We start from the raw sequence: 26,941 nt of genomic DNA on the forward strand, positions 1-26,941 counted from the left end.
TAGTGTCAAGAAGTTTGTGTAAGAGTAGAGTATCTCTTTGGATTGTATCTTTTTAGGGTGTAGGGGGGTTGTGGGTGCGGGGGTACCCCCGCACCCACAACCCTGCAAACGCTCTACTCTGCGGCCTGTGGTTCGGCCATCGAATAGCGTTCGTCAAATAACTTGCTGAGTTCCTTTTTCACCGTATCCATCCCAAACCCAGGCACCACTCGGTCCGCAAACCGTTCATTGTAGGCCGTTGCTTCCAAATATACGATTTTCTCAGCTGCATCCATGTTCGTGAGACTGTTCATGGGCTTGAGTCGCTTCCGAATTTCCTTGTTCATTCGCTCGATCGGGTTCGACGTGTAGATCGCTTTGTGGATTTCCACAGGGTACTTGTAGAATGTCAGCAGCGTGGACAACTGTTCTTCCCATGAGGCTATTTCCTTCGGGTACAGCTTGCTCCACTTGGCTTTCACGGTATCGAATGCGGCCCGGGCTACCTCCTCATCCGGCGCGGTGTATACCGTCTTCAGGGCTTCAATGACGTCAGTCTTGTGTTCGACCCGGATTTTGGGAAACGTGGCCCGTACCTTGTGCACCACGCAATGCTGCACATCCGCTTTGGGGTACATTTCTTTAAAGGCGGCATCCAGGCCCGGGAGTCCGTCAAATACACCCAGAAGCACTTCCTGCGCTCCGCGGTTGTACAGATCTTTGAGGACCTCCCGCCAGCCGTTTGAACTCTCTTGACCACCGACGTAGAACCCAAGGATTTGACGATGTCCCTCTTCGTCGATGCCCATCGCAAAATAGATGACTTCCCCACTGACGGTCCCGCGTCTGAGCTTCACGTACAGCCCGTCCAGGTAAATCACAGCGTAGCGTTTGGCGAGCGGACGGGACTGCCAGTTCTGAATATCCTCCAGCACCGTAGCCGTAATGTTGCTCACGGTCGCTGCGGAATAATGACTGCCGAACATACTTTCAATGAAACGGGCCACGTCCCGTGTACCCATGCCGCTTTTGTACATCTGGATGACCGCCTCTTCCAGCCAGCCGTCTCTGCGTTGGTAGGGCTCGAACACTTGGGTCTGGTAGTACCCTTTACGGTCTCTAGGCACCTCCAGATCCTCCAAATGACCGTATTTGGTATGCAGATCCCGCTTGTAATATCCATTGCGGCTGTTACGTACACCCACTTGCTCATTCTCCATGAAGTACTGAATCTCAGCCCTCATGATGGATTCCAGGTGGTCTTTGACAAACGTAGTGACAAGATTTTCAAATAGATTATTCAGCATATTTTCGGGTACAATAGTCATCGAGTAGGGTTCCTTTCTTGGTGGTTTCGCAATCCCGAGAATACCCTACTTTTTTGTTGCCTGCTAGGCTCCAAATCTTGGTACACAACTTACTTTACGCCATCTTTTTTTCAGCAGATGAAGTGGAAAAAGGTACACTAATTCAGCTCATTTCGCCTTTGGACGAGGAATTTATCCCCATTAAGTTTACTTATTCCATCTAATTCTCAGAATTTTTGAATTCCGGGAAAAATAAGCTCCCTTTTTTCCAACTAGCGCTTGCAAAACGGCCGGTGAGCAAGCGCTAGTTGGAATGAGGAGATCTAGACTGATCCCTCAACTTCATAATTTCCAAGATTCGGGACTTCACCGGTTCAACAACGGCACTTTTGCCGAACAATCTAGTCTGCGGGACTTCATCAACGGCATTTCTGCCGTTGTTTCGGAGCGAATCCGCCTCGTGGGCTTCATCAACGCACTTTTGCCGTTGTTGATCCAAAAAAGCCAGGCTGCGCATACATGGTTCCCCCCGTATACGCAGCCTAGCTTCTATTCCCGGGTTCCCCCGTATACGCAGCCTAGCCTCTATTCCCGGGTTCCCCTGTATACGCAGCCTAGCCTCTATTCTCGGGTTCCCCCCGTATACGCAGCCTAGCTTCTATTCCCGGGTTCCCCCGTATACGCGGCCTGGCCTCTATTCCCGGGTTCCCCCGTATACGCAGCCTAGCTTCTATTCCCGGGTTCCCCCGTATACGCGGCCTGGCCTCTATTCCCGGGTTCCCCCGTATACGCAACCTAGCCTCTATTCTCGGGTTCCCCCGTATACGCAGCCTAGCCTCTATTCCCGGGTTCCCCTGTATACCCGGCCTGGCCTCTATTCATCTGCTGCCGGGCGGGCAGCCTGCGTAACTGCCGCGAACATCGTCACCCCGCCGGGCTCCGGCCCGGTGACTTCCGCCCGCTCCCGGCGCACCAGCTCGGCCAGATGCGCCAGCGCCTCGCTCATCGCGAACCGCATCTGGTGCGCGCTGGACACGCGGCTGCGGAACAGCGCTTCGCATACCGCGAAGCCGCTGAGCGGGCCGCCCGCGAGCAGAGCGGCTGCCTGCTCCAGCCGCTCTTCGTGATGGCGCAGCAGGCTGTCCGCCCGCTCCGTGAAGCCCGTGAACGGTTCCCGGTGTCCCGGGAACGCACGGGTCACCCGGAGGCTGCGCAGCTCGCGCAGCCCCTCCAGGAAGGTGCGCAGCGGCTGCGGATCGCTGCCCGGCTGCAGGCTGACGTTGGGCGAGATCTGCGGCAGCACGGCATCGCCGCAGAGAATCAGCCCGCTGCCGCCGTGATAAAAGGACAAATGCCCCGGCGCATGTCCGCCGGTTACCAGCGGCTTCCATTTGCGGTTGCCCATGATGAACGGCTCTGCCGCGTTGATATAGGCTACCTCCGGCTGCGGGGTGACCTGGGGCAGGAAGCTCTCCAGATGCTCCCTGATTCCCTGTACCCAGTCCTCCGGCATGCCGTAGCGGAGGAAGAACAGCGGCAGCGCTTCATTCAGCATCCCTTCCGCTCCCCAGGTCAGCCGGGCTTCTTCGTGGGCCCGTTCCGACATCCAGACCTTGCCGCCGCTGCGGGCCTGCAGCCAGCCAGCAAGACCGTAGTGGTCCGGATGATGATGCGTCACCACGATATCCCGGATTGTGCTCCAGGAACAGTCCAGCTCCTGAAGCACAGCTTCCCATGCCGCTTCCGCCTCAGGCGTGTGCGGCCCGGGGTCAATCACCGTAAGCTGTCCGTTCCGGTCAGGCAGAATATAGCTGTTCACCTGGCGCAGCGGCGGAGCCATCGGAACTGAGAACTGGATAATGCCGCCTTCCCATGTGGTCATGTTTGTCTTTGGCATCATGCCGTCGCCGCCTCCCCTGAATCTTCTCCCCGATACCATCCTAGGGACGCACGCCCGTAAAGATCATCCGCCGCGAATTCTCCGCCTCATACTCATCTTCCTCATAGCTGCCGTGCACGGCCTCCAGCTGAAGGCCTGCAGCGGCAATCATCTCGCGGAATTTCTCCAGCGGGTACAGCTTGACCCGCTCATGATATTTGCGGGGGGCACCCCCTGACTTTGAGGTCAGGATGATGTCCTTCTTGATATAGCCATCCTCAATCCGCCGCGACTCATCAATCAGGTTGTCCCCGTCCTCACGGACTGAGTGCGGAACCAGATGGCGGATCACATGGGCCGGATTCAAAAAATCAACAATGAATTTGCCGCCCGGCACCAGCATACGGTGAATTTCCCGCAGCACCTTCACCTGCTCCTCATCCTCTTCAAAATATCCAAACGAAGTAAACAAATTCACCACAGCCGCAAAACCGCCTTCAAGCGGCAGCCTGCGCATATCCGAACGTATCCAGGTGACCGTTTCGGCCCCGGCCTGCGCCCGTGCTTCACGGAGCAGCGCATCCGACAAATCCACACCCGTAACCTCATAGCCCGCTTCCGCAAGCGCCAGGGAATGGCGGCCCATGCCGCAGCATAAATCCAGCACTTTGGCGCCTTGCGGCAGCTTCAGCCAGCCGATCATTTTCTCCACCTCGCGCCGTGCCCCGCCGAAATCCCTGTGCCTGTATACAATTAAATAATCCTCGCCAAAGCTCTCCTCATACCACTCGCCCATATTCCTCTCCTCCCGCAGCAGCACCTGCACAAGCTTTTTCTATGTATGCTAATGCGTGTATTCAAACCTTAATTCTCCCAAATCCGCGGCTATGCTCCTGCTTTTCCTCCTAATATCGGGGCTTGAATACATCGCCTAATGTAACGCAATTGTACCGCCTTTTAGGGGTAAACTCAAAAAAGAGTCGCCATTTCGCCATACTTCCCGCGTCACGGCAACTCTTTAGCCACTTCTAGTTCAGTTGAACTTTAGATTTTCATACGGGTCTGTGACTGATTATGCTTCCGGTGCGGGCTTTCCTATGAAAAGCTTTCAGGCATACGCTTCCGCTCTTACAGTTCCGACTTCCCTCCAGTTCATCTTACCTGGCTCTGCCGCTGCAAATAGACTCTCGCTTCATAAGGCCTGAGCTTCAGACTCTGCAGGTCTTCCTCTTTATTCGGCGTGTAATTGGAAATCAGCAGCTCCAGCTTCTCCGGCTGAAAATCCTCCGGCAGCTCAAATACCGGCTCCCGCTCAAAAAAATTCAGGATTACCAGCAGCCGCTCCTCCTCCAGCGTGCGGGTATACGCATAAATTTCCGGATGCTCTTTCAGCAGCAGGGTATAGTCGCCGTAGACAATGACCTGATGTTTTTTTCGCAGCTCAATCAGCTTCTTGTAGTAATGATAGATCGAATCCGGGTCCCTCACCGCGCTCGCTGCATTGATCTCCCTGGAATTGGAGTTCACACGGATCCATGGCACGCCTGTTGTAAATCCGCCGTTCTCCCCATCGTCCCACTGCATCGGCGTGCGGGCATTGTCCCGGCTTTTTTTGTGGATCGCGGCCATGATGTCGGCTTCGGGAACGCCATTCGTACGTTTTTCTTCATAATAATTCAGCGTCTCCACATCCCGGTAATCATCAATCGACTCAAAACCCGCATTCGTCATCCCGAGCTCCTCACCCTGATAGATATAAGGCGTTCCCTCCAGCATGTGAATGAAGGTAGCCAGCATTTTGGCCGAGGGGATGCGGTAATACAGATCGTTGCCGAACCGTGATACCGAGCGCGGCTGGTCATGGTTGCACAAATAGTTGGCGTTCCAGCCTTTCCCGTGCAGGACCGTCTGCCAATTGCTGATAATCTTCTTAAGCTCCAGGAGGCTCCAGGGTACCGTATCCCATTTTCCCCCGCCGGGAGCTGCGCAATCCAGATTCATATGCTCGAATTGAAAGGTCATATTCAGCTCGCGGCGTCCATCCCCGACATAATCCAGGGCCTGCTCCGGGCCCAGACCCGAGGTTTCGCCGACCGTCATGATATCGTAAAAGTAGAGCACCTGATCGTTCAGGTTGCGCAGCAGCGTGTGCACATGCTCCAGATTGGAGAACATATCATACGCCCGCACCGTTGCCGTTCCATGGGGATTCAAGGCGTCGGGATATCCGCCTTTTTTCACAATATGGGCGATTGCATCAAACCGGAAGCCGTCGACCCCTTTTTTCAGCCACCACTGCACCATTTCATGCAGCTTGTCAATCACGGCGGGGTTTTCCCAGTTCAGATCCGGCTGGAATTTAGAATAGAGATGCAGATAATATTCATCCGTCTTGGGATCAAGCTCCCAGACCGAACCGCTGAAATAGGACTCCCAGTTATTCGGCGGACCGCCGTTTTTGCCTTTTCTCCAGATGTAATAATCCCGTTTGGGATTATCCTTCGAGCTTCTGGATTCAATAAACCAGGGATGCTGATGGGACGTATGGTTCAGCACCAGATCCATCATCAGCTTCATCCCGCGCGAGTGCAGCTCCCGCAGCAGCCGGTCAAAATCATCCATCGTCCCGAATTCCTTCATAATGTCGCAATAATCACTGATATCATAGCCGTTGTCATGATTTGGAGATTTATAAATCGGGCAGATCCAGATCACATCCACGCCCAGATCTTGCAAATAATCCAGCTTGGACATAATCCCGCGCAGATCTCCAATCCCGTCACCGTTACTATCCATGAAACTGATCGGATAAATCTGGTATACGACACTTTCCTTCCACCATTTTGGATTCACAAGGACTCCCTCCGCTTCTGCATTTCAGACATATTAGTATATCTTAACCACACTGGCGGAAGAGAATAACAAATTTTGATAAATCCTTGCTTCACATGCGTTACTCAGCAGCAACAGCGAATCCTCCAATTGTTCAAAAGGAATCAGGCCCGCCGTCCAATTTCATCTATATAGAGTGAACTTAAGATATTTACATTAGGGACTTCGTCGGGATTACGGAGAATGTTTGGACTTCCGGCCGCTGCCCATCTGCAGATTTCTTGATTTGTACCGCTGTTCTCGGTGGAAATCCGCAGACAAAGGCGGACGCATTCGCTCCGTAAGTATCCAAACTTCCCCTCCATCCCCTTTCCCTTTTGTTAGTTTTTCAAGTTCGCTCTATATAGAACACATTTTCCGGCTCAGACCCACCCTTTTTTCAAAGCCAATCCCTGTTCCGCAAATACCGGAGGCCGTATCCGCCCGAAAAGCAGACTTTTTCGCAAAATAAGGGCTTCTGTCCGCTTCTGTCCGCTTCACTCACCTAATAGGGTCTAACCCTCCCGCACCGTCCATATCATGTCTGAAGCTCCCAGGATATCCGCATGTTTCGGCATTGCATAATCTCCCATGCAACAAATCAGAACCACCCGTCCAACGGGTGGTTTGCTCTTGGGGTATAACCCCTTGTTGCCAAACTGCGCCTAAAGACGCTAGCCTGACAATAAATCGTTCAGGCTCAGTGTTGTTGTCCCTTTCACTTACCAGTTAAACTGGTTTACTTCTTCTTGCTACTGTTTCTACTGAACGGGTCTTCGTATTCTTTCACACTCAATTTATCAATCGCTTGGTCATGTGCTTCTTGTTCACGTATATATTTTGCTACTGTGGCTTCATTTAGGCCTACCGTGCTGACGTAGTATCCCTCCGCCCAAAATTTGCGATTGCCATACTTATACTTTAAGCTGGCATGCTTCTCAAATATCATCAGGGAGCTCTTCCCCTTCAGATAGCCCATAAACGAGGATACTGAGATTTTGGGTGGGATCACTACGAGCATATGTACATGATCTGGCATCATGTGACCTTCGATAATATCAACTCCCTTGTATTTACATAAACGTTTGAAGATTTCGATCAAGTCTTTTCTCACTTGATTATAGATCTCTTTCCGTCTATACTTCGGGGTGAATACAATGTGGTATTTGCACATCCACTTTGTGTGAGCCAAACTGTAGCTCTTGTTTGCCATCTAAGACCATTCCTTTCCAATTGAGCCTGAACATCTCAATTTTATCGGAATGGTCTTGGTGGTCAAACCCTACATCCCTCCACCCGCATAGCGGGTGGTTTTTTGTTTCGCGCGTTTCACGCACTCAACTGGCTAAAGCCTAAACAAAAAAACAGCTCCCGCTTAAATAGCCAGGGGCTGTTTGACACATGATTATGAATGTTGTTCCTAAACCACATTTTGTGCCCGCTGCTGCTCTTCCATCAGCCACTGCACCAGCATATACTCAGGAACCGTGCCTTTGTGGGACTCGGCATATTCGCGGACCCGCACCAGCAGACGCCCTGCGGTGTCAGGTGTGATTGCCAGGCCCAACTGCTCCAGCACATGCGCCACGCCGCCGGTGCCGGAATGCTTGCCCAGTACAAAACGGTGGCTCCGGCCTACCTCCGAGGGATCAAAGGTCTGATAGGTAGCTCTCTCCTTCATCAGCCCATCCACGTGGATTCCCGACTCATGGGTAAAAGCCAGCTGGCCCACGATCGGCTTGGCATCGCCCACGCTGCGGCCGGAAGCGGCAATCACCTTGTCCGCCAAACCTTTGAGCAGATCAAATCTTACGCTGCTATCCCCGCCGTAAAGGTGGTGCCAGGCCATCACTACTTCCTCCATGGCTGCGTTGCCGGTGCGTTCTCCGATCCCGGCAACCGTGGTGCTGGCCCAGGCAGCGCCTGCAGCAATGCCGCTCAGCGTATTTGCACATGCCAGGCCAAAATCGTTATGGCAGTGCACCTCCAGCTCGACATCACCGGGAACTTCACCGAGCAGCGTGCTTACCCGCTCGGCAATCTGTCCCGGATGATGCGCCGACACAGTATCCGCATACCGGAACCTGCAGATGCCTTCCCGGTGCAGCGAATTCACCAGCCGGATCAGAAAACCCATATCGGCCCTTGATGAATCCTCCATGCCCACCGATACCGTCATGCCCAGCGAAAGGGCGTACTCCGCCGCACCCAGCAGTTTGTTCAGTCCCTCATCCGTTGAGAGCCCCAGCTTGCCTTGCAGCTGAATCTCCGAAACAGGAATGGACACATGGCTCCAGTTGACTCCCGTCGCCCGCGCCTTGTCGATATCCCCCGGCAGCGAGCGGTTCCAGGTCATCAGCTTCATCGGGAGATTCAATTCGGCAATCGCCGCAATATCCTCCTGCTCCCGCGTACCCATAGCAGGAATCCCTACCTCTGCTTGCTCCACTCCGCACTCCGACAGCAACTTTGCGATTTCCAGCTTTTCCGTCCTCGTGAATGATACTCCAGCCGCCTGTTCGCCATCCCGCAGTGTCGTGTCACATAGCTTGAGACTTTTCACGGTGTACCTCCTTCTCCGCAGCAAGCGCATTTCGGATTACGGGAAATATGGACGCTGTAACAGGCGAAGTCGAGTGAGCTGAAGCGATGCATTACGCCCGCATAAGTTGTCCCTACCCCTGTAATCCATTTTACGGCTTCCAGCGCAGCCAGACAACCCGCAATTCCGGAGGTGGCTCCCAGAACTGGAAACCCAAGCGGCTCCCACAGGGGTGCCACATCCGGGTACAGGCATTCCAGGCAGGGGGTTACACCGGGAACAACCGTCGTGAGGGAAATCTCAAAACCATACATAGCAGCTTCCACCATAGGCGTTCCGGTATCTACACACAGACGGTTCAGCGCATATCGCTCGGGAAAGTCATAACGGGCGTCAATCACAATATCAGCGTCCTGCACCCAGGGCCGGGCAAGAGGAATTTCAATTCTGGCATTGTGGCCCTCAATTTCGACATGCGGGTTCAGACGCTTCAGCTGGGCAATCGCTGTACTCATGCGTTCCATCCCCAGGTGATCTGTATCCATCAGAATCTGCCGGTTCAGATCAGGCGGGACAACAATCCCTTCATGGGCCAAAATAAGCCTGCCGACACCCGCCGCAGCCAGATACAACGCAGCCGTTCCTCCCAGCCCGCCAATTCCGGCCACCATCACCGTCGCTTCCTTCAGCGCCCTTTGCCCTTCTTCTCCGAGCAGCTTAAGCTGCCGGGCATACCGTTCCAGTTCCAAACCTCCGGCAAGCTGCTCCATCCCCGTTACCCCCTGTGACTGATCATTAATTTGCGCCTTTATCCTTCAAGGCTGAGCAACCCGTGGCATGCGGTCATTTCCTTATATTTCTCCAAAAAAGCCAGCCCCTCCTCGACGCATTCCACCCCGTAGCGGATGGTCTTCTCCTCTGAAGTGAACGGGAAAGGGGCACCGGCCCGCAGGCTCTTCAGCACCAAAATCACGCGCCCGGTATACAGCAGCCCCCGTCCAAAACCCTCCACATTAATCTCAGCGGTGCTTTGCACCATCGCTCCGCTCTTCTCTTCCATGACTCCGGCGATAGCCTGGAACAAAATCGGAACCTGCTGGCGGACCTTCGGAGATACGGCACAGTTGAAGTCCGATTTATTCTTGTCCTCGGCGGAAGCCAGGAACAGCTTGGCGATCTTCTCCTGCGGAGACAGCGAAGCATGCCGTCCGAAGAAATCCGCCGTATCGAGCAGATTACACAAACGGCGGACAAAAGCATCCGCCGTACCCTGATCCAGCTCCTTTACAACTTTGCGGCGGGGCTTCACCGCCGCCCCCTCCCGGGCAGGCCCGGCTTGAACTGCCATCTTTCCATCAGCCAATGGTTCCATCCGCTTCCTCCCCTTTCACCGTGTCTTCTTCTTCCGCACGCAGCACTTTGGCCAGCCACATCGGCGGCTTGCCCTGAAGCATCTCAACCAGACGTTTCACCTGCTCATCAATCGGGCTGCCGAATGGAACCTTAACCGGCATAATCCTGCGGCGTGTCACCCGCGCGGCGGCTGAAGCGCCTATCTGCATGATGAAGATCAGCGTGCAATCTTCTACCGCCGTCAGGCGGCAGTCAATTTTACCGGCTTCATCCTGATTCAGAACAGCCGGCAGCTTGCGCAGCTCTACCAGTTCACCGCCATTTTTGGTCACATTATATACAGCGAACATTGGGCTTTGCCCGAAATGGGCATTCACACGGCTTCCATCATCTGTGGCGAACGCTACTTTCACGGTGCCCAGCCTCCCTCTGCATTAACAAATTCCCTGCCTTGTTGCTCCACTCCATAGCGCCTCTGTATCCTACGGAGACAGACATATATGCGCCCAGCTCATTCCATACCGGGAACCCGGCCGGCATAAATGCAGCAGCAATCCGCTGCGCTCCGGCGATGCCATGCGAATTGCTGATCCACAGATCAGCCCCCTTGCCCAGCACTTCGGCATCATCCAGATCCCCTATCCACACCTCGCGCTCCATCCCTGCAACCAGCGGTGTTTCATAGGAGGCAATCAGCGCCTTCTGCTCCACCCCCAGCTCCTCAAGCCAACCCGAGACCGAGCAGAGATGATCCGGCTCCAGTGCCGCGATGGCAGACATCCCCGCAAACTGGAAATGCGCGTCAAGCATGCTGTCGAGCAGATTCTCGCGCTGCCAGCAATAACGCAGCGGTACCGGCTCTCCGCTGATCTGATGCAGAAAATGCAGCAGCTCGTCGGAAGCCTTCAGCCCCATCGCATGCGTAAATACCTTATAGGGGGTGCCCAGCGCATTATGAAGTCTTCTTGCCGGACGCTCCATGCTACCGCCGATGGCGATCGTAAGCCCGGACTGCAGGCTCTGCAGCATGGAATCCAGCGGCACACCGCCCCGGGTCAGCGGGGAGAACCCGGTCAGCAAATGTCCTGACAAGGAGGTCGAGATATCCGGCAGCGCGATCACCTCGAACCCGAAGGAAGAAATCATCTCCTTCAGCTCCATCACATCGGCAGGTGTCAAAAAAGATCCGGGCAGCAGCGTAATCTGCCGGGTATTCACACTTCTCGAACCCCGGTGGCCCACCTGCTGGATCATTTCATCGATCATCGACTCCACCGCTGCGCTGAAGCCCGATTCCAGCGAGCCCCGGAAGTCCGGCAGCACCACGGAAAAGGCAAGCCCCCCGCGCATATTCCGCTCCCGCTTGTAGGACTTGAGCATGCTCTGGTAATCCACCCCGGCGACATCGGTCAGTTCCGTTCCGATGATCCCGATGATATCGGGGCGGTGCTTGCTAAGCACCAGATTAAGGGCCTCCTCCAGATTGCGGTTGGCATCGAAGATCACGTCCATCTCCTGCAGGGCGGAGGTCTGTACAGCAATCGGCTCACGGAAATGCCGGGTCAGCAGCGCCTTGGGAAAAGCGGAACAGCCCTGTGAGCCGTGCAGCAGAGGCATGGCACGGTAGCAGCCCTGCAGGGCCAGTACGGCGCCGAGCGACTGGCCGGTCTTGATCGGATTGACCGAAGCCGGCTTCCTTCTCCGGTTAACGGTCATAGGGAGGCGCCTCCTTATCCCACGGAGCCGGGCCGGCAGCCAGCTTCCAAATCGGATTAGCCAGCGAATAGGTCAGTTCCTTGGCGAGCCGCAGAAGTCCTTCATAGCCCGCATATGCCTTATGCCGCTCCTGGTTGATATCAATGAACGGAATCTGTTCCTTCATCGCAACATACATATTGCGGCCGCCCGCGATCATAATATCCGCTTTGCGTTCCCGCACCGTCTTGAGGATGCGGCCGGCACCGCCCTCGGGAATATATTCGGTATCGTCACCTACACGGTCAGCGATCCGCCGGACATCATCCTCTGTGCTTTTGTTTGTTCCAACGCCCACCACCTGAACGCCCAGCTCCTTCAATGCTGAAATGACCGACCAGCTTTTGACGCCGCCGGTATAGAGCACCGCTTTCTTTCCTTTCAGAATTTTGCGGTAAGGACGCAGCTCCTGGCTGAGCCGGGCTTCTTCACGCTCGGTTAGCCGGTCTACCCGGCGCTCCATATCCCGGTCATTCATCAGATAGGCCATTTGCCGCAGCGAATACGTCGTCTCCTTGGCCCCGTAAAAAGAGCCTTCGAAATAGGGGATGCCGTATCTGGACTCCATTTCCCTGGCGAGTCCAAGCAAGGCCCGGCTGCAGACAACCATGTTCACCTTGGCGCGGTGCGCCCAGGTGACCTCCTTGTAGCGGGCATCTCCTGTTATCCGTGAGGTTACTGAAATACCGGCACTGTTCATCAGCTTCTCGATATCCCACATCTCGCCGGCAATATTGTATTCGCCGATAAGATTGATCCCCATGGGCATATCGGGGGAGGGCTCCCCCGTACCAATGACATACTGGAGCAGCGCATCCCCGGCCAGCCGGTTGCCGAGATTTTTGCTTCCGACAAATCCGGGGCTGTTCACCGGGATGACCGGAATACCGAGCCGCTCCGCAGCCGTCTTGCAGACGGCATCCATGTCTTCACCGGTCAGGGCAGTCACACAGGTTGAATAGACAAATATTGCCGGAGGCGCAAAGCGCCCGGCAATATAGTCAATACTGTCCTTCAGTTTCTTTTCTCCGCCAAAAATAATATCAGAATCGGTCAGATCCGTAGCAAAGCCATATTGGGACAGGGAAGGCCCGCTGGACAGGGTCCCCCTGCTCTCCCAGCTGTTCCCGGCACAGGCAATCGGACCATGGACAAGATGCGCAGCGTCCATAATCGGCAGCAGTGTAACTTGGGCTCCGTCGAAGGAGCAGCCTCCAGCCGCTTCGCCCGGTTTGGGCCGTGGACAGGGCCGTACTTTCGGGGCCAGGCTCCCGCAAGCCCCGGAATCAAATTCGTCTTTTCGAACAGGGTCCATCGGCTCTTCATCTCCTTCGCTAAAGTTGCTTGCTTCACGCAAACCTCGCGCTGCTCAGGCGGCCATATCACCGCACCAAATCATAGTTAAAGCCGGAGTTGTTGCGGTCAAGCTCATCAAGGACCGTATTCACGAGCAAGCTCAACAGGTTCAGCGTGCCCTGATAGCCGATGATCGGATAACGGTGCATATGATGACGGTCCAGAATCGGGAAGCCTACGCGAACCAGGGGCACGCCCGCATCTTTGGCGGCAAATTTCAGATGCGAGCTGCCGATCGCCAGGTCAACCGGATCGTTGATCAGCAGCGAACGCATATGCCACAGGTCATTGCCGATGTACAGAGCCGCTTCGGAACCGTAAGGACTGGAAGCCAGAAGCGCTTCTGCTTCGTCCTTGAATTTCACTTCATTAAAATCGACATCGCCATTGGAGCAGACGATATGAACCGGCTCCATGCCAATCTCCAGGCAGAATCCGATAAGTCCGATCAACAGGTCCGGATCGCCTACGAGCGCAACCCGTTTGCCGTGCAGATAAGGATGGCTGTCCGTCAGGGCATCCACTACGCGGCCGCGTTCTTCCATAAGAGAAGCCGGAACGGGAAGGCCTGTCAGCTCACTGACGGCATCCAGCAGCTTATCCGTGCCAGTAATCCCCAGCGGTGTGGACAATGCAGTGAGCTGCTGGTTCCAGGTGCCGCTGATGAAATCCTGTGTTTTCTTCAATGTGTATTTCTGCAGTGACAATGTACCGAGAGCATTGGCTGCCAGAGGCACATCAGCGAGCTTCGTGCCGCCGTAGTAATATTCATACTCGCCTGTGGCCGGAGAGTCATAGTTGCCGCTGTGATCTCCCAGAAGCGTATATTTGGTATCGAAGGCCTCGAGTATTTTGCGGATTTCAGCAAAGTTGCCGGTGTAAGGCTCAAACCCAAGCATCACATTCAGCTTCTCGCCCGCCTCTTCGCCGCTTCCAGGGTTAGCCTGAACCCCTGAGCGTTCATACAGGTAGCTCAAAATGCCTTTCAGCATGGAATCATAACCTGTAATATGCGAACCGACAAAGCTTGGCGTGTTGCAGAAGGCTACCGGGAAATCTTCTGTAATGGCTCCCTTGATCCGGGCATTGCCGATAAAAGAAGACAGGTCATCGCCGATGACTTCAGCCATGCAGGTAGTACAGAGAGCAATCATCTCCGGCTTATACAATGCGATGCTGTTCTCCAGGCCGTCGATCAGATTGTTCATCCCGCCGAATACCGCCGCGTCCTCGGTCATCGAAGAAGAGACGGCAGGCGTAGGCTCTTTGAAGTGCCGGCTGAGATGACTGCGGAAATAAGAGTTGCAGCCCTGTGAGCCATGAACGAACGGCAGGGTTTTCTCGAAGCCAAGCGCAGCCATCACTGAACCCAGCGGCTGGCAGGCTTTATGAGGGTTGATGACCACAGCTTTGCGGTCAAAGTTTTTTTGCATATATTCTGCGGATTTGGAGTAGGCGAGTGCTTCTGCTGTATCCTGTTCGCTGCAGGGTGCTTCAAACTGCTTTTTGTTTGCCCGCTGCTGAACGTAGCGTTCTTCGGAGAATAATGAGTTGTAGTCTGGAATTTCCAGTCTGTCCCTGCTCATACGCCCGCCCCCTCTTTCTGCGCTTTTTCCTTCTTGCGGATCAGATTCCATACCGGACTGTTTACGGTCATATCCATGTCCTTGGCGAAAATTTTGAACCCGTCAAAGCCGTGATACGGTCCGCTGTAGTCCCAGGAATGCATCTGGCGGAACGGAACGCCCATCTTGTGGTACACATATTTTTCCTTGACGCCCGAGCCTACCAGATCGACATTCAGCTTCTGGGCCAGCTCTTCCAGCTCATAAGCGGTAGGGTCATCCATAATGATGGTTCCTTCCTTCATCATCGGGAAGGTTTTTTCATAGTCGTCCTTATGGGCAAATTCATATCCAGAAGCTACGATATCCATGCCCAGATCCTCATAAGCGCCGATTGTATGGCGGGAACGCAGGCCCCCGATCATCAGCAGAACCTTTTTATTCTCCAGACGCGGTTTGTATTTATTAATAATGGCATCCATTGCCGGTTTGTGTTTCGCAATCATTTTCTCACAGTTCTGCTGGATCGTTGCATCGAACCGCGCTGCGATGGCGCGCAGGCTCTCATAAGTCTTGGACGGTCCGAAAAAGTTGTATTCCATCCAAGGAATATCGTAAGCCTTCTCCATATGCTCCACCATGTAGTTCATGGAGCGGTGGCAGTGAATCAGATTCAGCTTCGCCTTATGGGCAATTTCCAGCTCGTTCAGGGTACCGTCGCCGGACCACTGGGCAATGACGCGAAGGCCCATTTCTTCCAGCAGAATACGGGAAGCCCATGCATCGCCGCCGATATTATAGTCGCCGATAATATTGACATCATAAGGGCCGGTTTCAGCCAGTTCGGCTTTGCCCAGCACGAAATCGCGGATGGCATCATTGGCGATGTGGTGGCCCAGCGACTGGCTGACGCCGCGGAATCCTTCGCAGCGGACCGGCACAATCGGCATATCCAGCTCTTTGGCCATTTTTTTAGATACCGCTTCAATATCATCGCCGATCAGACCGACCGGGCATTCGGATTGTACAGAGATCCCTTTGGCGAGGGGGAACATTTCCGTGATCTCGCGTATAATCACTTCCAGCTTTTTGTCACCGCCGAAAACAATGTCCGTTTCCTGGAAATCACTCGTAATCTGCATAGCCGTAAAATTATCGATCCCCAGCGTGCCGTTGGCATAGTTGCGGCGTGTGCCCCAGCTGTACTGTCCGCAGCCGATAGGACCGTGGCTGATATGAACCATATCCTTGATCGGGCCCCATACCACACCTTTGGAGCCCGCAAAGGAGCAGCCGCGCGGCGTCATTACGCCGGGACGGGACTTAATATTAGACTTCAGGGCACAGGTGCCGCAGGATTGGGCTTCTTCGGTATTGATCTGGAAATGCTTCTCGCGGTCCTTCTTCGCTTTTTTGGGGTAGGCTTCCAGAACCTCTTCTACTATTTTCTTATTCTCTTCGATATTCAGTCCCATTCGTTGCCCCTCCTTTTCATGGTGCAGGATGCTTAAGCCGCCTGCGTGGCCTTAAGACCACTGAAAGGTCATCCGGTGAAGGCCGTCTCTCCACTCCCGTTCACCGGATGACCGGGTAATCACGGCTTGCCGTCTTATTGGCCGGAAGCCTGCAGCTTTTTGAGTGCAGCTTCTTCATCCTCGATGATGCCGAATTCCATCAGCAGCTCTTCCAGTTCTTCCATTGAAATCGGGGTAGGGATGGTCAGCATTTTGTTGTTGAGGATTTTTTCAGCCAGAATTTCATATTCTTTGGCTTGTTGATGGGCAGGGTTATATTGGGCTACCGTCATTCTGCGCAGCTCGGCATGCTGAACGATGTTGTCGCGGGGAACGAAGTGAATCATTTGCGTGTTCAGACGGCGGGCCAGCTCCATGATCAGCTCGTCTTCACGGTCGGTATTGCGGCTGTTGCAGATCAGTCCGCCCAGTCTCACGCCGCCGCTGGTAGCATATTTCAGGATACCGCGTGCAATGTTGTTGGCCGCGTACATCGCCATCATTTCACCGGAACATACGATATAGATCTCTTGGGCTTTGCCTTCACGGATCGGCATGGCGAAACCGCCGCATACAACGTCGCCCAATACGTCATAGGATACGAAGTCCAGATCCTGATAGGCGCCTTCCTGCTCCAGGAAGTTGATGGCAGTAATGATACCGCGCCCTGCGCAGCCTACACCCGGTTCTGGTCCGCCGCACTCTACGTTGATAATGTCGCCAAAGCCGGTCTGCAGCACATCCTCCAGTTCCAAATCCTCTACCGAGCCCAGTTCGGCTGCCAGCTCCAGGACCGAGTTCTGTGCCTTGGTGTTCAGAATCAGGCGGGTGGAGTCTGCCTTCGGGTCACAGCCTACGATCATAATTCTTTGTTTGAATTTGGTTGCGAGCTGGGCCAAAGTGTTTTGGGAGGTTGTGGATTTACCGATACCGCCTTTACCGTAGAAAGCTATTTGTCTCATCATTCATCATCCCTTCGAAATGTTTATATTTTCAAAATAAGAGCTGTACTTCACACTTTCGAGAATCGCTTCCTGTATTCCGCCTTTGCGGACGAGCGGCAGGACCCCGGCTTTGTTCAGGCTGGCACGGGGGCTGTCACCGATACCGGAGCAGAGAAGAATGCGGCAATCACTTACAATAGAGATAATTTCTTGGAGCGTGGCGGCTTTGTCGCCGTTGCAGTCTGCTGTGCCGTGGCAGTACGCCTGTATTTTGCGGACACCGAGCAGCTGAACCTCCGCACCATCGGTATCGTAAACCAGGAATTCCGTGGCATGCCCGAAATGCTGATTGACCTTGTCGCCGCCTCTGGTAGCCACCGCGACCCTGATCTTCGGTGCATTCTCCCGCAACAATCTCGCCTCCTTCGCTTGGACCCGTTCGCGGATCTTCACATCCAGCTCTCCTTGAAACAATGCTCTGGCTTCTGCGTTGATCACCGGATCAGCCTCCATCGCTTCCAGCGGGAAGTCCCGGTTGCGGTCCTGGCCCAGCAGCCCGATGGCGTCAGCCCGGCATTGCCGGCAGTGGCGCATCACCTTCATGCCGCCCTGTCCAAGAAGCTCCTGCAGATTGTGCAGTTCCTTCGGACGGGGCGCTTTGCGCCCGTCCTTCTCATACTGGCTGCCCGGAGCGATAATCAGCGGTGTTACGTTGTGCAGTGTGGCCCCGAGTTCTTTTACTCTTTTGGACACTGCGGGTAAATGATGATCGTTGACCCCAGGAATCATAATCGAATTCACTTTGACGAGAATCCCCAGCTTCGCCAGCAGTTCAAGCCCCCTCAGTTGGCGGCTGATCAGCAGTTCGGCGGCAGCTTTTCCTTCATAACGCACACCCTCGTCGAACACCCAGGGATAAATCGCTTGACCGACATCAGCATCGATAGCGTTGATCGTAATGGTGACATGGCGGATGCCAAGCTCCACAATCTCATCGATATGCCGGTACAGCGTTAACCCGTTGGTGCTAAGGCAAAGGGAGACATCGGGCACATTCTTTTTCACCCGGGCGAAGGTGTCGAACGTCTGCTCCGGATTCGCCAGCGGATCGCCGGGGCCGGCAATGCCCACTACCGACAGCTGCATCAGCTGGGCGGCTACCCCTTTCACTTTGCGTTCTGCCTGCTCCGGGGTTAGCACCTCACTGACCACACCAGGCCTGCTCTCATTCACGCAGTCAAACTTGCGGTTGCAGTAATGGCACTGGATGTTGCAGGCGGGAGCTACCGGGATGTGCATCCTGGCATAAAACCGATGGGCTTCCTCGCTGTAGCAAGGGTGGCGGCTGATCTCCTCCTCTGCTTCACTTGATATACACGGCGACGGCAGCATCATTTCCCACCTCCTAAAAGTGACCTGATTAATAGAGTTTCTTTGTGCGGAACAATTAAACGAATGTTATGTTTCATAACAAAAATTCGCTTGGCCGCTTTAATTAGTCTCATCATATTTTCATTCCTGTACATCGTCAATTGTATTCAGACTTAAAAAGCCCTGAATTTCCTTATGTTTGCAGTTTCGTCATATCATATGTAAAGTTTTCTTACCTATACGTATCATGTTTCCGTTTCCATTGCAGCCATTTTCTATTGATATTTGTTCTCACAGGCATTGACAACGGCTCTTAAGTCGTATATGATACTTTTAAGTCAACCATGTAACCAATAAAATTTAATATATCCCGTGAAGGGGAGTAGCTGTTAGATAAAATCGTCAATACGAGAACGTGAGGATGTTCTCCGGTTTTATCGGCAATGAACAATTGTTAGCGAGACCTTTACCAATCAGGTTAGACCTTTATTCCAAAGGGTGATCTGTTTGGTAAAGGTCTTTTTTATATATATTTGGTAAAAATATTGGTATATCAGGAATTTTGTACCGTATTTACATTCAATTGAGGAGGAAGCAGCAATGGATTGGGGATTATTATTAGAATACGGATGGGTATTACTCGTTCTCGTAGCACTGGAAGGGTTGCTCGCCGCAGATAACGCACTGGTACTGGCAATCATGGTGAAACATCTTCCTGATGAGGAACGTAAAAAAGCTTTGTTCTATGGTTTGGCCGGGGCGTTTGTGTTCCGCTTCGGTTCGCTTTTCGTCATCTCATATCTGGTGGACATCTGGCAGGTACAAGCCATTGGCGCCATCTATCTCCTGTTCATCGCGGGGAATCACATCTTCCGGAAAGTGCTGTTTAAGAAGCCTGTTACTGAAGAGGCTGCGGAAAGCGGCACTGAGGAAGCCGTACAAAAAAAGAAATCCAGCTTCTGGTTTACAGTACTTAAGGTTGAAGTAGCGGATATTGCGTTTGCCGTTGACTCTATCCTCGCGGCCGTTGCGCTTGCCGTAGCGCTTCCGCCAAGCGGAATGGGCAAGATCGGCGGCCTTGACGGCGGCCAGTTCCTCGTTATTTTTGCCGGCGGCTTCATTGGACTGGTCATTATGCGGTTTGCGGCCTCATTTTTCGTCAAGCTGCTCCACTCCCGTCCAGGTCTTGAAGTTGCTGCATTCTTCATCGTTGGCTGGGTCGGCGTTAAGCTGGCTGTCATCACCCTGGCTCATCCGTCACTGGGTGTCCTGTCCGAGGACTTCGCCCACAGCACCTGGTGGAAAGCTACCTTCTATGTCGTGCTTGTCATTATTGCAGCCACCGGCTGGTTCATGAGCAGCCATAAAACGGAAGAGAATGTCGGTGAAAACCCTGTCCGTGAAGTGGATAAGCAGCTGGGCAAATAAATAGCAGCTGTTCATAGCCAGCCACATAAAAAGCCTGCTCCCCGCCTAATGGCGGGAGGCAGGCTTTGCTATTGCTCATAGTGTGGAGAATGCACTATGCATATGCTTTTTGAGAACGTACGCCTCCAGGCTACATACGCTGCCGCTGGCCAATGTTCTGGTCAACTTTGCCCTGCAGCTCCACCAGCTTCATCAGAACGGTGGCAACGCCAGCTTTAGTTACATTTTGCTGCGGATTGAATTTGCCGTTGTCTCCCTGCATAAGCCCCAACTTCACAGCCAGCGCTACCGCACCTTTGTTTTTAATAGAGGCACTGTCACTAAAGCTGCTCACCGCCGTGTCATTTTCCAGGAAAACAGAGATTTTGCTGTATTGCAAAAAGGAGGCCAGCTGCACAGCGAGCTGTTCACGGCTAAGCTTATTGTCCGGCTGCAGCACAGTATCCTTGCTGATCCATTCGTGATTTGCGGCGAAGCTGACAGCCTTATAATATTCACTGTCCGGATTAACCCCGGCTACGGGCTTCTGTTCTGTTCCATTCGTGTACCCTTGGTAGCTGGATGTGGATGCTGCGGCAATATAGGTAAACCAATCCCCCACAGTGATTTCCTGATCCGGATTGATTTTGCCGTCAGCATCAGGGACAAGCACACCATACTTCACCAGCTCAGTTAATGCCTGCTCGGCTGGATGGCCTTTTAGGTCCACTGCCGCAGGAGTGCCCGCATTCTGACCGGAATAGGCGTTCACTTTCACCCATTTCCCCGTAGCGGCATCCAGTACTTCGTACTGGTTCTGTTCGTTGACCGGCAGCGGACTGTAGACCAGCTTCACTTGCGGTTCTACATACCCAATATTGTTATATCCGCCTATGCGGTTGTATTGCAGCTTCATGGCATAGCGGTCCTTGTAGCTCTGCATTGCCTCGCTTTGGGATATTGCCGGGGTTGGCTGCCCTTGTATCGTTGTGAAATCCGGATTCGCTGCAGAATAGCTTTCCAGCCTGCCGTAAATATCCATTGCCAGCGTTACACCTGTATCACTTACCGGGATACCGTTATAATAGCGCACAAATTGAAAACGGAAGCCCTTGCCGTCCGGAAGCACACTCCATGTTCCACCATGCTCAGCCAGCTTAAGAACACTGCTGGCCTGATCATACAAACGGTTGACAAGTAATATGGCTTGCTGCTTGGCTTCGGCCTGGGTCAGCTTCTTTCCTCCGGCAGGAGCTGGCTGTGGCTTCACATCCTTGCTGCCGGTAAATTGCTCCAGCTGATACTGGTAGATTTGGCCGGTTGCCGCATCCACCTCTGCGTAAGAGCTGGCTGGAAACGCGGCCATGCGTGTGTTGCTGTTATCCCTCCAGGACAGCCTCCAGACTTTTTGCTTCGTATTCGGGTAGCCAGTGCCCAACGATTGATTGTCCGGCTTGCGTTCTGCCGGAATGGCTACAACCTGCTGCACAAGCTTGGCAGCTTCTGCAGCGGTAATCTCTTTGCCGGTACCGGCCGCTTGAAACCGTTCCTTGGCCTGGGGCACAGCTTCATATGTTATCGGTAAGGCGGAGGCTTCAGCCCCTTCGTTGTCTATACTTTTACCGGTCTGGGCATTTATTGAATACAGCGATTGTTCCTGTGGACGCCAGCCCAGCACCCACTTCTCTATGGTGTTGTCCTTATACACCGGAATATAGTACAGGCCTACGGCAAAACCGTCCGTAAACTTCTTCTGCGCCGATTCCAAAGAAATAGCAGGTTTGGCGGATGGATACTCCGGCCCGGGGGCCGTCTTGCTGAATTGGAGAACATCGCCGTTGCCGTTTACAGTGACCGAGAGTACATCCGAAGCTGAAGGCAGGCCGTTCTTCAGGAGCTTGAAGTAGAAATTGTATTGTACCGTCCCGAAAAGGCTCCCTCCTACCGGATTCATGGCCTCATTATCCGACAGCTGAATATCATCAGGCCCCAGGGAAGGCGCCGCTTTGGCAATAAACTTCCGGGCCTGCTCCAGCGCATCGGCACGCGTCAATTTGGGAGGATAATAGGCATCCTGCTGCAAAAATGGATACGTGATATAAGTATTGATTAAATCCCCGGTAAGCGCGTCAACCTGGGTCGAAAACCCATAGCTTGTGCCGCCAATCTCATAACTCCACGAAATATTCCAGATCATCTGATTGCTGCTGGGCGGCCAGGAATTGTCCTCTCCCAGACGGACACCGGATACCGTTGCATCCTTCAGAACCGGGAACAGCTCTCTGGTCTTGGCAACGGCTTGATCCTCTGTGATTTTAGCTTTGGAAGGATCGGGGGTGACTGCGGCTTGTCCGCCAGCATCCATAACTGAAGGCACAGCAACCGCAGAGGCAGAGCTTGACTCGGCCGCTGCCAGTCCGCCAGGCAGCAGCAGGGTGAGAGCTACTGTAGAGATCAGCGCGGCTTTGACCGTGTGATGAACGAATGGGGAACTGTTTTTCGTATGTTCATGTCTATCCAAAAAATTCATCCTCCTCAATATGATTCCATTAATCTTCTAAGTATAAAGATTCAAGCTTATTTTTTCCATATTTTATTTACGACAGGAAACTACAGATGCACGGAACAAAAACGGCTGTGCCGTCCTCCACGGGACAGCGCAGCCGTCTTGGTTCTAGCGTTACCTGGAGAACGACTCCCCATGAATCCTACGGCAACTCTTTAAGTGGAAAAAGGTTAACTAATTTGCCGAAGTACCCTACCCTCGGGCAGATGAAGTGGAAAAAGGTACACTAATTCAGCTCATTTCGCCATTGGACCGGAAATGTAGCCCAATTAGGTTCCATTTTTCCACTTAACTCTCAGGATTTCTTAATTTCCGGAAAAATAAGTTCCCTTTTTCCAACTAGCACCTGCGAAGAAGCCGGTAAGTAAGCGTTAGTTGAAATTAGGATATTTAGACCGGCTCCCCCTTACTCGGCCTTCGCCGCCCCAGCAACGGTATTTCTGCTGTTATTTCTGGGCTAACCGGCCTTCGGCACTCCAACAACGGTATTTCTGCCGTTGTTTCTGGGCAAGCTGGCCTTCGGCTTACGGCCGCAGGGATCCCCACCGCTCCAAAATCAACGGGGGCGTTCTGAACACGAATCGCCCTATTCCTTCACGCTCTATCCGCAGCCGTTGCGGACAGGAGAGCCGCTATTGATAGAAGATTCGTTTATTCCGCAGGACGGACTGAGAGGCCTTTATTTGTCCCTTTCCCCTTTATTTCAGGCTACATCGAACAATATAACGGCTCCTGAGTCCGTAACTGCTGAAAAAGTAAGATTTTTGGAAAAATAAGGGTTCCTCAGTCCGCTTCCGTCCGCGAATGGAGTCTAATCCTCCTGTAGAGCCCCATCCTCCTGCATCGCTTATATCCTCGGAGGCTTCCACGGTATCTACACTTTTTTACATTGAATAATTTCCTATACAACAAAAAAAGACCTCATCCGTCGATTCCGACAGAGAGGCCAGTTGCGGGAGCAGCGCCCCAGTTCGCTTGATTAACGCCGCCATTTCATAAATTTGTAATCCATAACATCCACCAGCAGGAACAGTACAAAACCGACCAGGCTGAACAGCATAATGCCTGCATACATCTCCGGATAGTCCAGCCGCAGCCAGGCATCCATGATGAAAAAGCCCATCCCGTGCTCCGTGCCGTAAATTTCGGTGAAAAACAAAACAGATATCGCGGTTCCGAGCGAGATACGGATCGTGCTGAGTATGACTGACAATGCCCCAGGCAGGGTCACATTCCAGAATTTCTGTCCTGTGCTTGCGCCGATACTGGTCAGGACATCATACGTGCTCTCGGGGATCGCCTTAACCCCGTCGCGCACGGAAATGATGACCTGGAACAGCAGAATCAGCATAATCATCAGCACTTTGGAGGTTTCCCCCAGACCGAAGAAGAGCATAACCACCGGCAGCAGCGCAATCTTCGGAATCGGATAGGTGAGGTATACTACCGGGTCCAACAGCCGGTTCCACAGCGGAGAACGGCCCATCAAGAGACCAATCAGCAGACCGATCAGCAAGGCCAGAAGCACGCCTTCGAAGATCCGCAGCAGGCTGTATCCGACATTCAGGGCCACATCCTTGGCCCCCAGCTGGAACATGGCCTCATAGACTGCTCCGGGGCTGGGCAGAATCGGATGATGCATCAGCAGATAGGCAATGTACCAGACCAGGTTCATGCCCAAAAAGACAAACAACAGCCGCAGCAAGTGTGGAAAACGCCGTTTTTTCACCATTTCGCAAGCATTACCTTTCTGATCCGTTTGCTCTGCTCAAAAAACTCATCACTGTCCCGCTTCTCCGCATGTTTCATGGCAAAGACAGATGCGTTGTCGAGGACTTCAGGGGTATCCTCTTTGGCTGATGGCATCACAACGATTTTTTGCCCCAGCAGAATCGCCTCTTCCACATCATGGGTGACAAACAGCGCAGCAGCCGGATGTGTCAGCCAATTATCCAGGAAAATCTGCTGGAGCGCTTCGCGGGTAATGGCATCCAGCGCGGAGAACGGCTCATCCAGCAGCAGGATCGCCGGCTGAATGGCAAAAGCCCGGGCGATCGCCACCCGCTGCTGCTGCCCTCCGCTCAGGGAGAGCGGGTAGCGGCCGGCGAGCTCAGCAATCCCCATTGACTGCAGCCAATGGGTAATTTCCGCTTCCATGGCTTCCCTGTTCCCTCCAGCCGGGCGGGTAATCTTCATAGCCACCCGGATGTTATCGCGGACTGTTTTCCAGGGCAGCAATCCGTAATTCTGCGGAACCAGCCCGATCAGCGTTCCCTGGTCATGCACGGATTTCCCGTTGAACAGCAGTTCACCCCCATAATCCGGCAGAAGACCTGCCACCGCGCGCAGCAGCGTGGATTTCCCGCTGCCGGAGGGCCCGATAATCGTGTATATGCCATGCTCGGGCAAGGTTAAATCGACCTGCCCGAGAGCCTTTTGTCCGCTTTTATATTCCACTTGAAGTGCTTTGATGCTCAGTCCGCTATTTCTTAAACTGGACATCGGAGATCACTTCTTCGGCCGGTATATTTTTGGTCAGTAGGCCTTTTTCCCGGGCCCAGGCAAATGCCGCTTCCACTTCTTTCACGTCCACCTGATTCGCCGGCAGATACTCCGGCACTGTAATCTGATCCTTCAGGGTATCCGGGTAGCCGACCTCCTTGATAATCAGATCGATATATTCGGATTGGTCGTGTGATTTCATATAAGCTACCGCTTCATCATAGGCGGCATACATATCCTGAATAGCCTGCCCTTTGGCGTCTATTACGCTTTGCGGAAAGGCCAGCACAAACGGATTTATTCCGGCAGTCTTGGTAGAGCTGAGCACGCGCAGGCCTGCAGCTTTGCCCATAGTGACATAAGGCTCAGGCAATACAGCCGCATCCGCTTTTTGGTTTTTCAGCAGTTCCAGACGGGTTGGAATTTGCGGCACCTCGGTCACCTTTATGTCCTCTTCGGTCAGACCTGCCTGCTTCAGCATCATTGCCACCGTATATTGGGTTGAAGTGTTTTTGGACAGAATCACCGTCTTGCCCTTAAGGTCCTTCACCTCTTGGACTCCGTCATTTCCGGTCAGCAGATCGAACTCGCCAGTGGTAGTACTGGTGATCTTGACATCCAGCCCCGCTTCATTGTAAATCGAAATTGCGACCAAATCCGCGCTGATTCCATCCACCTTGCCGGCCTGGAAGGCCACATCACGGTCTTTGGCGCTTTTGAACGTCTGAATCTCCAGATTCACGTTATGCTCTTTGTCGAAGCCCTGCTCGTGGGCAATAATGAATGGAATCGCATCAATCGAAGGTAAAAGTCCCAGTGTCAGTGCCGCCGCTTCAGCGGGTGCATCACTTGCAGCCGGTGCGTCTCCAGCAGCATTTCCTGTAGCAGGCGCGCCTGCATTATTCGTATTTGAGCCGCAGCCCACCGCCACCATACTAATCGCAGCGACCAGCATAAACAGCATCATTAGGTGTTTCCAGTTTCTTCTCTCCATGGTTCTCGAGTAGCCTCCATCTTCTTGTTGATTGGGTTCTGAGCTTTTTTCCTCCTGGGGGTCCGCCTGCAATATACATCCGCATATGCGAATTTATTCACATAAGGACATGCAAGAAGGGACGCCGTCCTCAGAAACAGAGGCCCCGCTTCCGGCCTTCCTGACAAATCTGTTTTTGCGGGACTTATGTACGCTGCCTGTCCCCCGAAAAGCTCAAGTAATGCAATTCTACACCCATTGCTCTATTTTGTATATTTATAAATTGAAATAATTTGCCGGATTTCTCCACGGCAAAAAGCTTTCCCCTGCCTGTCCAGGCCGGGAAAAGCTGCAGATTCTCAAGGCTGTTCCTTTATTTAGAGCAGATCGAACTTCACCTCAGCCATTTTTGCCGGAGGCATTGCTCCGGGATCTCCATCCCAAAAACCTATTTCAAGAACAGCAGCTATGCGTTCCTTGTCCTGCACGCCAAAAGCGTTCATTTGCTTCCGGTCATATATCCAGTCATTCATCGTCCGCCTTACCCCCAGCCTGCGCTCGCAGGCAAGCAATTGGAAGTTCTGCAGCAGGCAGCAGACCGCAGCGAAATCCTCATCCCGCTTGTACGGGTCACTCTCTTCCTTCATGACCACAATAAGGTATGCCGGAGCAGGTTCCTGCAGGCCGGACAGCCTGCCGCTGCCGCCATTGTCGGCATAGATGAATCTCCAAGGCTCTCTCAGCCCGTCATTCGGCGCCCATACCGCATCATTCAGCAGCTCCAGCACCAGCTGCCGGGGTACAGGCTGTCCGGAAAAGAAGCCGGAGCCGCGCAGCTCCGGGCGGAAATCGAATAATGTCATATGATCCCTCCTATTTCAGGCTCTATATAGAGTGAACTTAAGATATTTACATTAGGGACTTCGTCGGGACTCCGGTGAATGTTTGGACTTCCGGCCGCTGTTGTCTGCAGATTTCTTGATTGGTACCGCTGTTCGCGGTGGAAATCCGCAGACAAAGGCGGACGCATTCGCTCCTACAGTTCCAAACTTCCCCT

21 protein-coding genes are annotated in these 26,941 nt (G+C 53.3%); 1 reads left to right on the plus strand and 20 read right to left on the minus strand.

The window, feature by feature from the left end:
* Window positions 1–113: 113 nt before the first annotated feature.
* The 15 genes from PRIO_RS27205 to nifB all read right to left on the minus strand — a co-directional run bounded on the left by PRIO_RS27205 (window position 114) and on the right by nifB (window position 18,460).
* Window positions 114–1,307, minus strand: coding sequence for an IS256 family transposase (locus tag PRIO_RS27205; RefSeq protein ID WP_020426247.1), 1,194 nt, complete (start codon window positions 1,305–1,307; stop codon window positions 114–116).
* Window positions 1,308–2,160: 853 nt separating this feature from the next.
* Window positions 2,161–3,186 carry an MBL fold metallo-hydrolase gene (locus PRIO_RS27215; protein WP_144412136.1) on the minus strand — a complete coding sequence of 342 codons (1,026 nt, stop codon included), beginning with the start codon at window positions 3,184–3,186 and terminating at the stop codon, window positions 2,161–2,163.
* Between the two features lie 40 nt (window positions 3,187–3,226).
* Window positions 3,227–3,961, minus strand: coding sequence for a class I SAM-dependent methyltransferase (locus PRIO_RS27220; RefSeq protein WP_020430154.1), 735 nt, complete (start codon window positions 3,959–3,961; stop codon window positions 3,227–3,229).
* Window positions 3,962–4,317: 356 nt separating this feature from the next.
* Window positions 4,318–6,018 (minus strand): glycoside hydrolase family 13 protein, encoded by a 1,701-nt coding sequence (locus tag PRIO_RS27225; protein WP_046505577.1) that lies wholly within the window; start codon window positions 6,016–6,018, stop codon window positions 4,318–4,320.
* 757 nt (window positions 6,019–6,775) lie between these two features.
* Complete coding sequence (gene tnpA / locus PRIO_RS27230) at window positions 6,776–7,249, minus strand: IS200/IS605 family transposase (RefSeq protein ID WP_046502536.1); 474 nt, start codon at window positions 7,247–7,249, stop codon at window positions 6,776–6,778.
* A gap of 207 nt (window positions 7,250–7,456) precedes the next feature.
* Window positions 7,457–8,599, minus strand: a complete 1,143-nt coding sequence (locus tag PRIO_RS27235; protein ID WP_020426660.1) for a homocitrate synthase/isopropylmalate synthase family protein — start codon at window positions 8,597–8,599, stop codon at window positions 7,457–7,459.
* Window positions 8,596–9,348 carry a HesA/MoeB/ThiF family protein gene (locus PRIO_RS27240; protein ID WP_020426659.1) on the minus strand — a complete coding sequence of 251 codons (753 nt, stop codon included), beginning with the start codon at window positions 9,346–9,348 and terminating at the stop codon, window positions 8,596–8,598. Before PRIO_RS27240 ends, PRIO_RS27235 begins: the two co-directional genes overlap by 4 nt.
* A gap of 38 nt (window positions 9,349–9,386) precedes the next feature.
* Complete coding sequence (locus tag PRIO_RS27245; protein WP_020426658.1) at window positions 9,387–9,950, minus strand: DUF269 domain-containing protein; 564 nt, start codon at window positions 9,948–9,950, stop codon at window positions 9,387–9,389.
* Window positions 9,934–10,344 (minus strand): nitrogen fixation protein NifX, encoded by a 411-nt coding sequence (gene nifX / locus PRIO_RS27250; protein WP_020426657.1) that lies wholly within the window; start codon window positions 10,342–10,344, stop codon window positions 9,934–9,936. The genes PRIO_RS27245 and nifX overlap by 17 nt, the downstream gene beginning before the upstream one ends.
* Window positions 10,319–11,647 carry a nitrogenase iron-molybdenum cofactor biosynthesis protein NifN gene (gene nifN, locus PRIO_RS27255; protein ID WP_020426656.1) on the minus strand — a complete coding sequence of 443 codons (1,329 nt, stop codon included), beginning with the start codon at window positions 11,645–11,647 and terminating at the stop codon, window positions 10,319–10,321. Before nifN ends, nifX begins: the two co-directional genes overlap by 26 nt.
* Window positions 11,637–13,001, minus strand: coding sequence for a nitrogenase iron-molybdenum cofactor biosynthesis protein NifE (nifE, locus tag PRIO_RS27260; RefSeq protein WP_020426655.1), 1,365 nt, complete (start codon window positions 12,999–13,001; stop codon window positions 11,637–11,639). Before nifE ends, nifN begins: the two co-directional genes overlap by 11 nt.
* A gap of 67 nt (window positions 13,002–13,068) precedes the next feature.
* Window positions 13,069–14,628, minus strand: coding sequence for a nitrogenase molybdenum-iron protein subunit beta (gene nifK / locus PRIO_RS27265; protein ID WP_020426654.1), 1,560 nt, complete (start codon window positions 14,626–14,628; stop codon window positions 13,069–13,071).
* Entirely contained in the window at window positions 14,625–16,082 is a 1,458-nt protein-coding gene (gene nifD, locus PRIO_RS27270; protein ID WP_046505584.1) for a nitrogenase molybdenum-iron protein alpha chain, read from the minus strand. The genes nifK and nifD overlap by 4 nt, the downstream gene beginning before the upstream one ends.
* Before the next feature lie 134 nt (window positions 16,083–16,216).
* Window positions 16,217–17,086 carry a nitrogenase iron protein gene (nifH, locus tag PRIO_RS27275; RefSeq protein WP_231869764.1) on the minus strand — a complete coding sequence of 290 codons (870 nt, stop codon included), beginning with the start codon at window positions 17,084–17,086 and terminating at the stop codon, window positions 16,217–16,219.
* Between the two features lie 3 nt (window positions 17,087–17,089).
* Complete coding sequence (nifB, locus tag PRIO_RS27280) at window positions 17,090–18,460, minus strand: nitrogenase cofactor biosynthesis protein NifB (RefSeq protein ID WP_020426652.1); 1,371 nt, start codon at window positions 18,458–18,460, stop codon at window positions 17,090–17,092.
* Between the two features lie 576 nt (window positions 18,461–19,036).
* Here nifB and PRIO_RS27285 point away from each other — a divergent pair.
* Window positions 19,037–19,864, plus strand: coding sequence for a TerC family protein (locus tag PRIO_RS27285; RefSeq protein ID WP_020426651.1), 828 nt, complete (start codon window positions 19,037–19,039; stop codon window positions 19,862–19,864).
* A gap of 130 nt (window positions 19,865–19,994) precedes the next feature.
* On the opposite strand, the gene PRIO_RS27290 is transcribed toward PRIO_RS27285, so the two are convergent.
* From PRIO_RS27290 to PRIO_RS27310, 5 genes are all read right to left on the minus strand, one after another.
* On the minus strand, window positions 19,995–22,364 hold the full coding sequence (locus PRIO_RS27290) for an S-layer homology domain-containing protein (protein ID WP_020426650.1): 2,370 nt from the start codon (window positions 22,362–22,364) through the stop codon (window positions 19,995–19,997).
* Window positions 22,365–23,388: 1,024 nt separating this feature from the next.
* Complete coding sequence (locus PRIO_RS27295) at window positions 23,389–24,141, minus strand: ABC transporter permease (protein WP_020428581.1); 753 nt, start codon at window positions 24,139–24,141, stop codon at window positions 23,389–23,391.
* Window positions 24,135–24,911 (minus strand): ABC transporter ATP-binding protein, encoded by a 777-nt coding sequence (locus PRIO_RS27300; protein ID WP_020428582.1) that lies wholly within the window; start codon window positions 24,909–24,911, stop codon window positions 24,135–24,137. The genes PRIO_RS27295 and PRIO_RS27300 overlap by 7 nt, the downstream gene beginning before the upstream one ends.
* Window positions 24,892–25,905, minus strand: coding sequence for an ABC transporter substrate-binding protein (locus PRIO_RS27305; protein ID WP_039788374.1), 1,014 nt, complete (start codon window positions 25,903–25,905; stop codon window positions 24,892–24,894). The genes PRIO_RS27300 and PRIO_RS27305 overlap by 20 nt, the downstream gene beginning before the upstream one ends.
* Window positions 25,906–26,261: 356 nt before the next feature.
* Window positions 26,262–26,747, minus strand: a complete 486-nt coding sequence (locus PRIO_RS27310) for a nitroreductase family protein (RefSeq protein WP_020428587.1) — start codon at window positions 26,745–26,747, stop codon at window positions 26,262–26,264.
* Window positions 26,748–26,941: the final 194 nt, after the last annotated feature.

The organism is Paenibacillus riograndensis SBR5 (assembly GCF_000981585.1).
GTDB lineage: Bacteria > Bacillota > Bacilli > Paenibacillales > Paenibacillaceae > Paenibacillus_AQ > Paenibacillus_AQ riograndensis.

Excerpts from the sequence above, each read along its gene's own strand:
- PRIO_RS27205 (WP_020426247.1), bottom strand. The coding sequence starts at position 1,307 with ATGACTATTGTACCCGAAAATATGCTGAATAATCTATTTGAAAATCTT.
- PRIO_RS27215 (WP_144412136.1), bottom strand. The coding sequence starts at position 3,186 with ATGATGCCAAAGACAAACATGACCACATGGGAAGGCGGCATTATCCAG.
- PRIO_RS27220 (WP_020430154.1), bottom strand. The coding sequence starts at position 3,961 with ATGGGCGAGTGGTATGAGGAGAGCTTTGGCGAGGATTATTTAATTGTA.
- tnpA (WP_046502536.1), bottom strand. The coding sequence starts at position 7,249 with ATGGCAAACAAGAGCTACAGTTTGGCTCACACAAAGTGGATGTGCAAA.
- PRIO_RS27240 (WP_020426659.1), bottom strand. The coding sequence starts at position 9,348 with ATGGAGCAGCTTGCCGGAGGTTTGGAACTGGAACGGTATGCCCGGCAG.
- PRIO_RS27245 (WP_020426658.1), bottom strand. The coding sequence starts at position 9,950 with ATGGAACCATTGGCTGATGGAAAGATGGCAGTTCAAGCCGGGCCTGCC.
- nifN (WP_020426656.1), bottom strand. The coding sequence starts at position 11,647 with ATGACCGTTAACCGGAGAAGGAAGCCGGCTTCGGTCAATCCGATCAAG.
- nifE (WP_020426655.1), bottom strand. The coding sequence starts at position 13,001 with ATGGACCCTGTTCGAAAAGACGAATTTGATTCCGGGGCTTGCGGGAGC.
- nifK (WP_020426654.1), bottom strand. The coding sequence starts at position 14,628 with ATGAGCAGGGACAGACTGGAAATTCCAGACTACAACTCATTATTCTCC.
- nifD (WP_046505584.1), bottom strand. The coding sequence starts at position 16,082 with ATGGGACTGAATATCGAAGAGAATAAGAAAATAGTAGAAGAGGTTCTG.
- nifH (WP_231869764.1), bottom strand. The coding sequence starts at position 17,086 with ATGATGAGACAAATAGCTTTCTACGGTAAAGGCGGTATCGGTAAATCC.
- nifB (WP_020426652.1), bottom strand. The coding sequence starts at position 18,460 with ATGATGCTGCCGTCGCCGTGTATATCAAGTGAAGCAGAGGAGGAGATC.
- PRIO_RS27285 (WP_020426651.1), top strand. The coding sequence starts at position 19,037 with ATGGATTGGGGATTATTATTAGAATACGGATGGGTATTACTCGTTCTC.
- PRIO_RS27295 (WP_020428581.1), bottom strand. The coding sequence starts at position 24,141 with ATGGTGAAAAAACGGCGTTTTCCACACTTGCTGCGGCTGTTGTTTGTC.
- PRIO_RS27300 (WP_020428582.1), bottom strand. The coding sequence starts at position 24,911 with ATGTCCAGTTTAAGAAATAGCGGACTGAGCATCAAAGCACTTCAAGTG.
- PRIO_RS27305 (WP_039788374.1), bottom strand. The coding sequence starts at position 25,905 with ATGGAGAGAAGAAACTGGAAACACCTAATGATGCTGTTTATGCTGGTC.
- PRIO_RS27310 (WP_020428587.1), bottom strand. The coding sequence starts at position 26,747 with ATGACATTATTCGATTTCCGCCCGGAGCTGCGCGGCTCCGGCTTCTTT.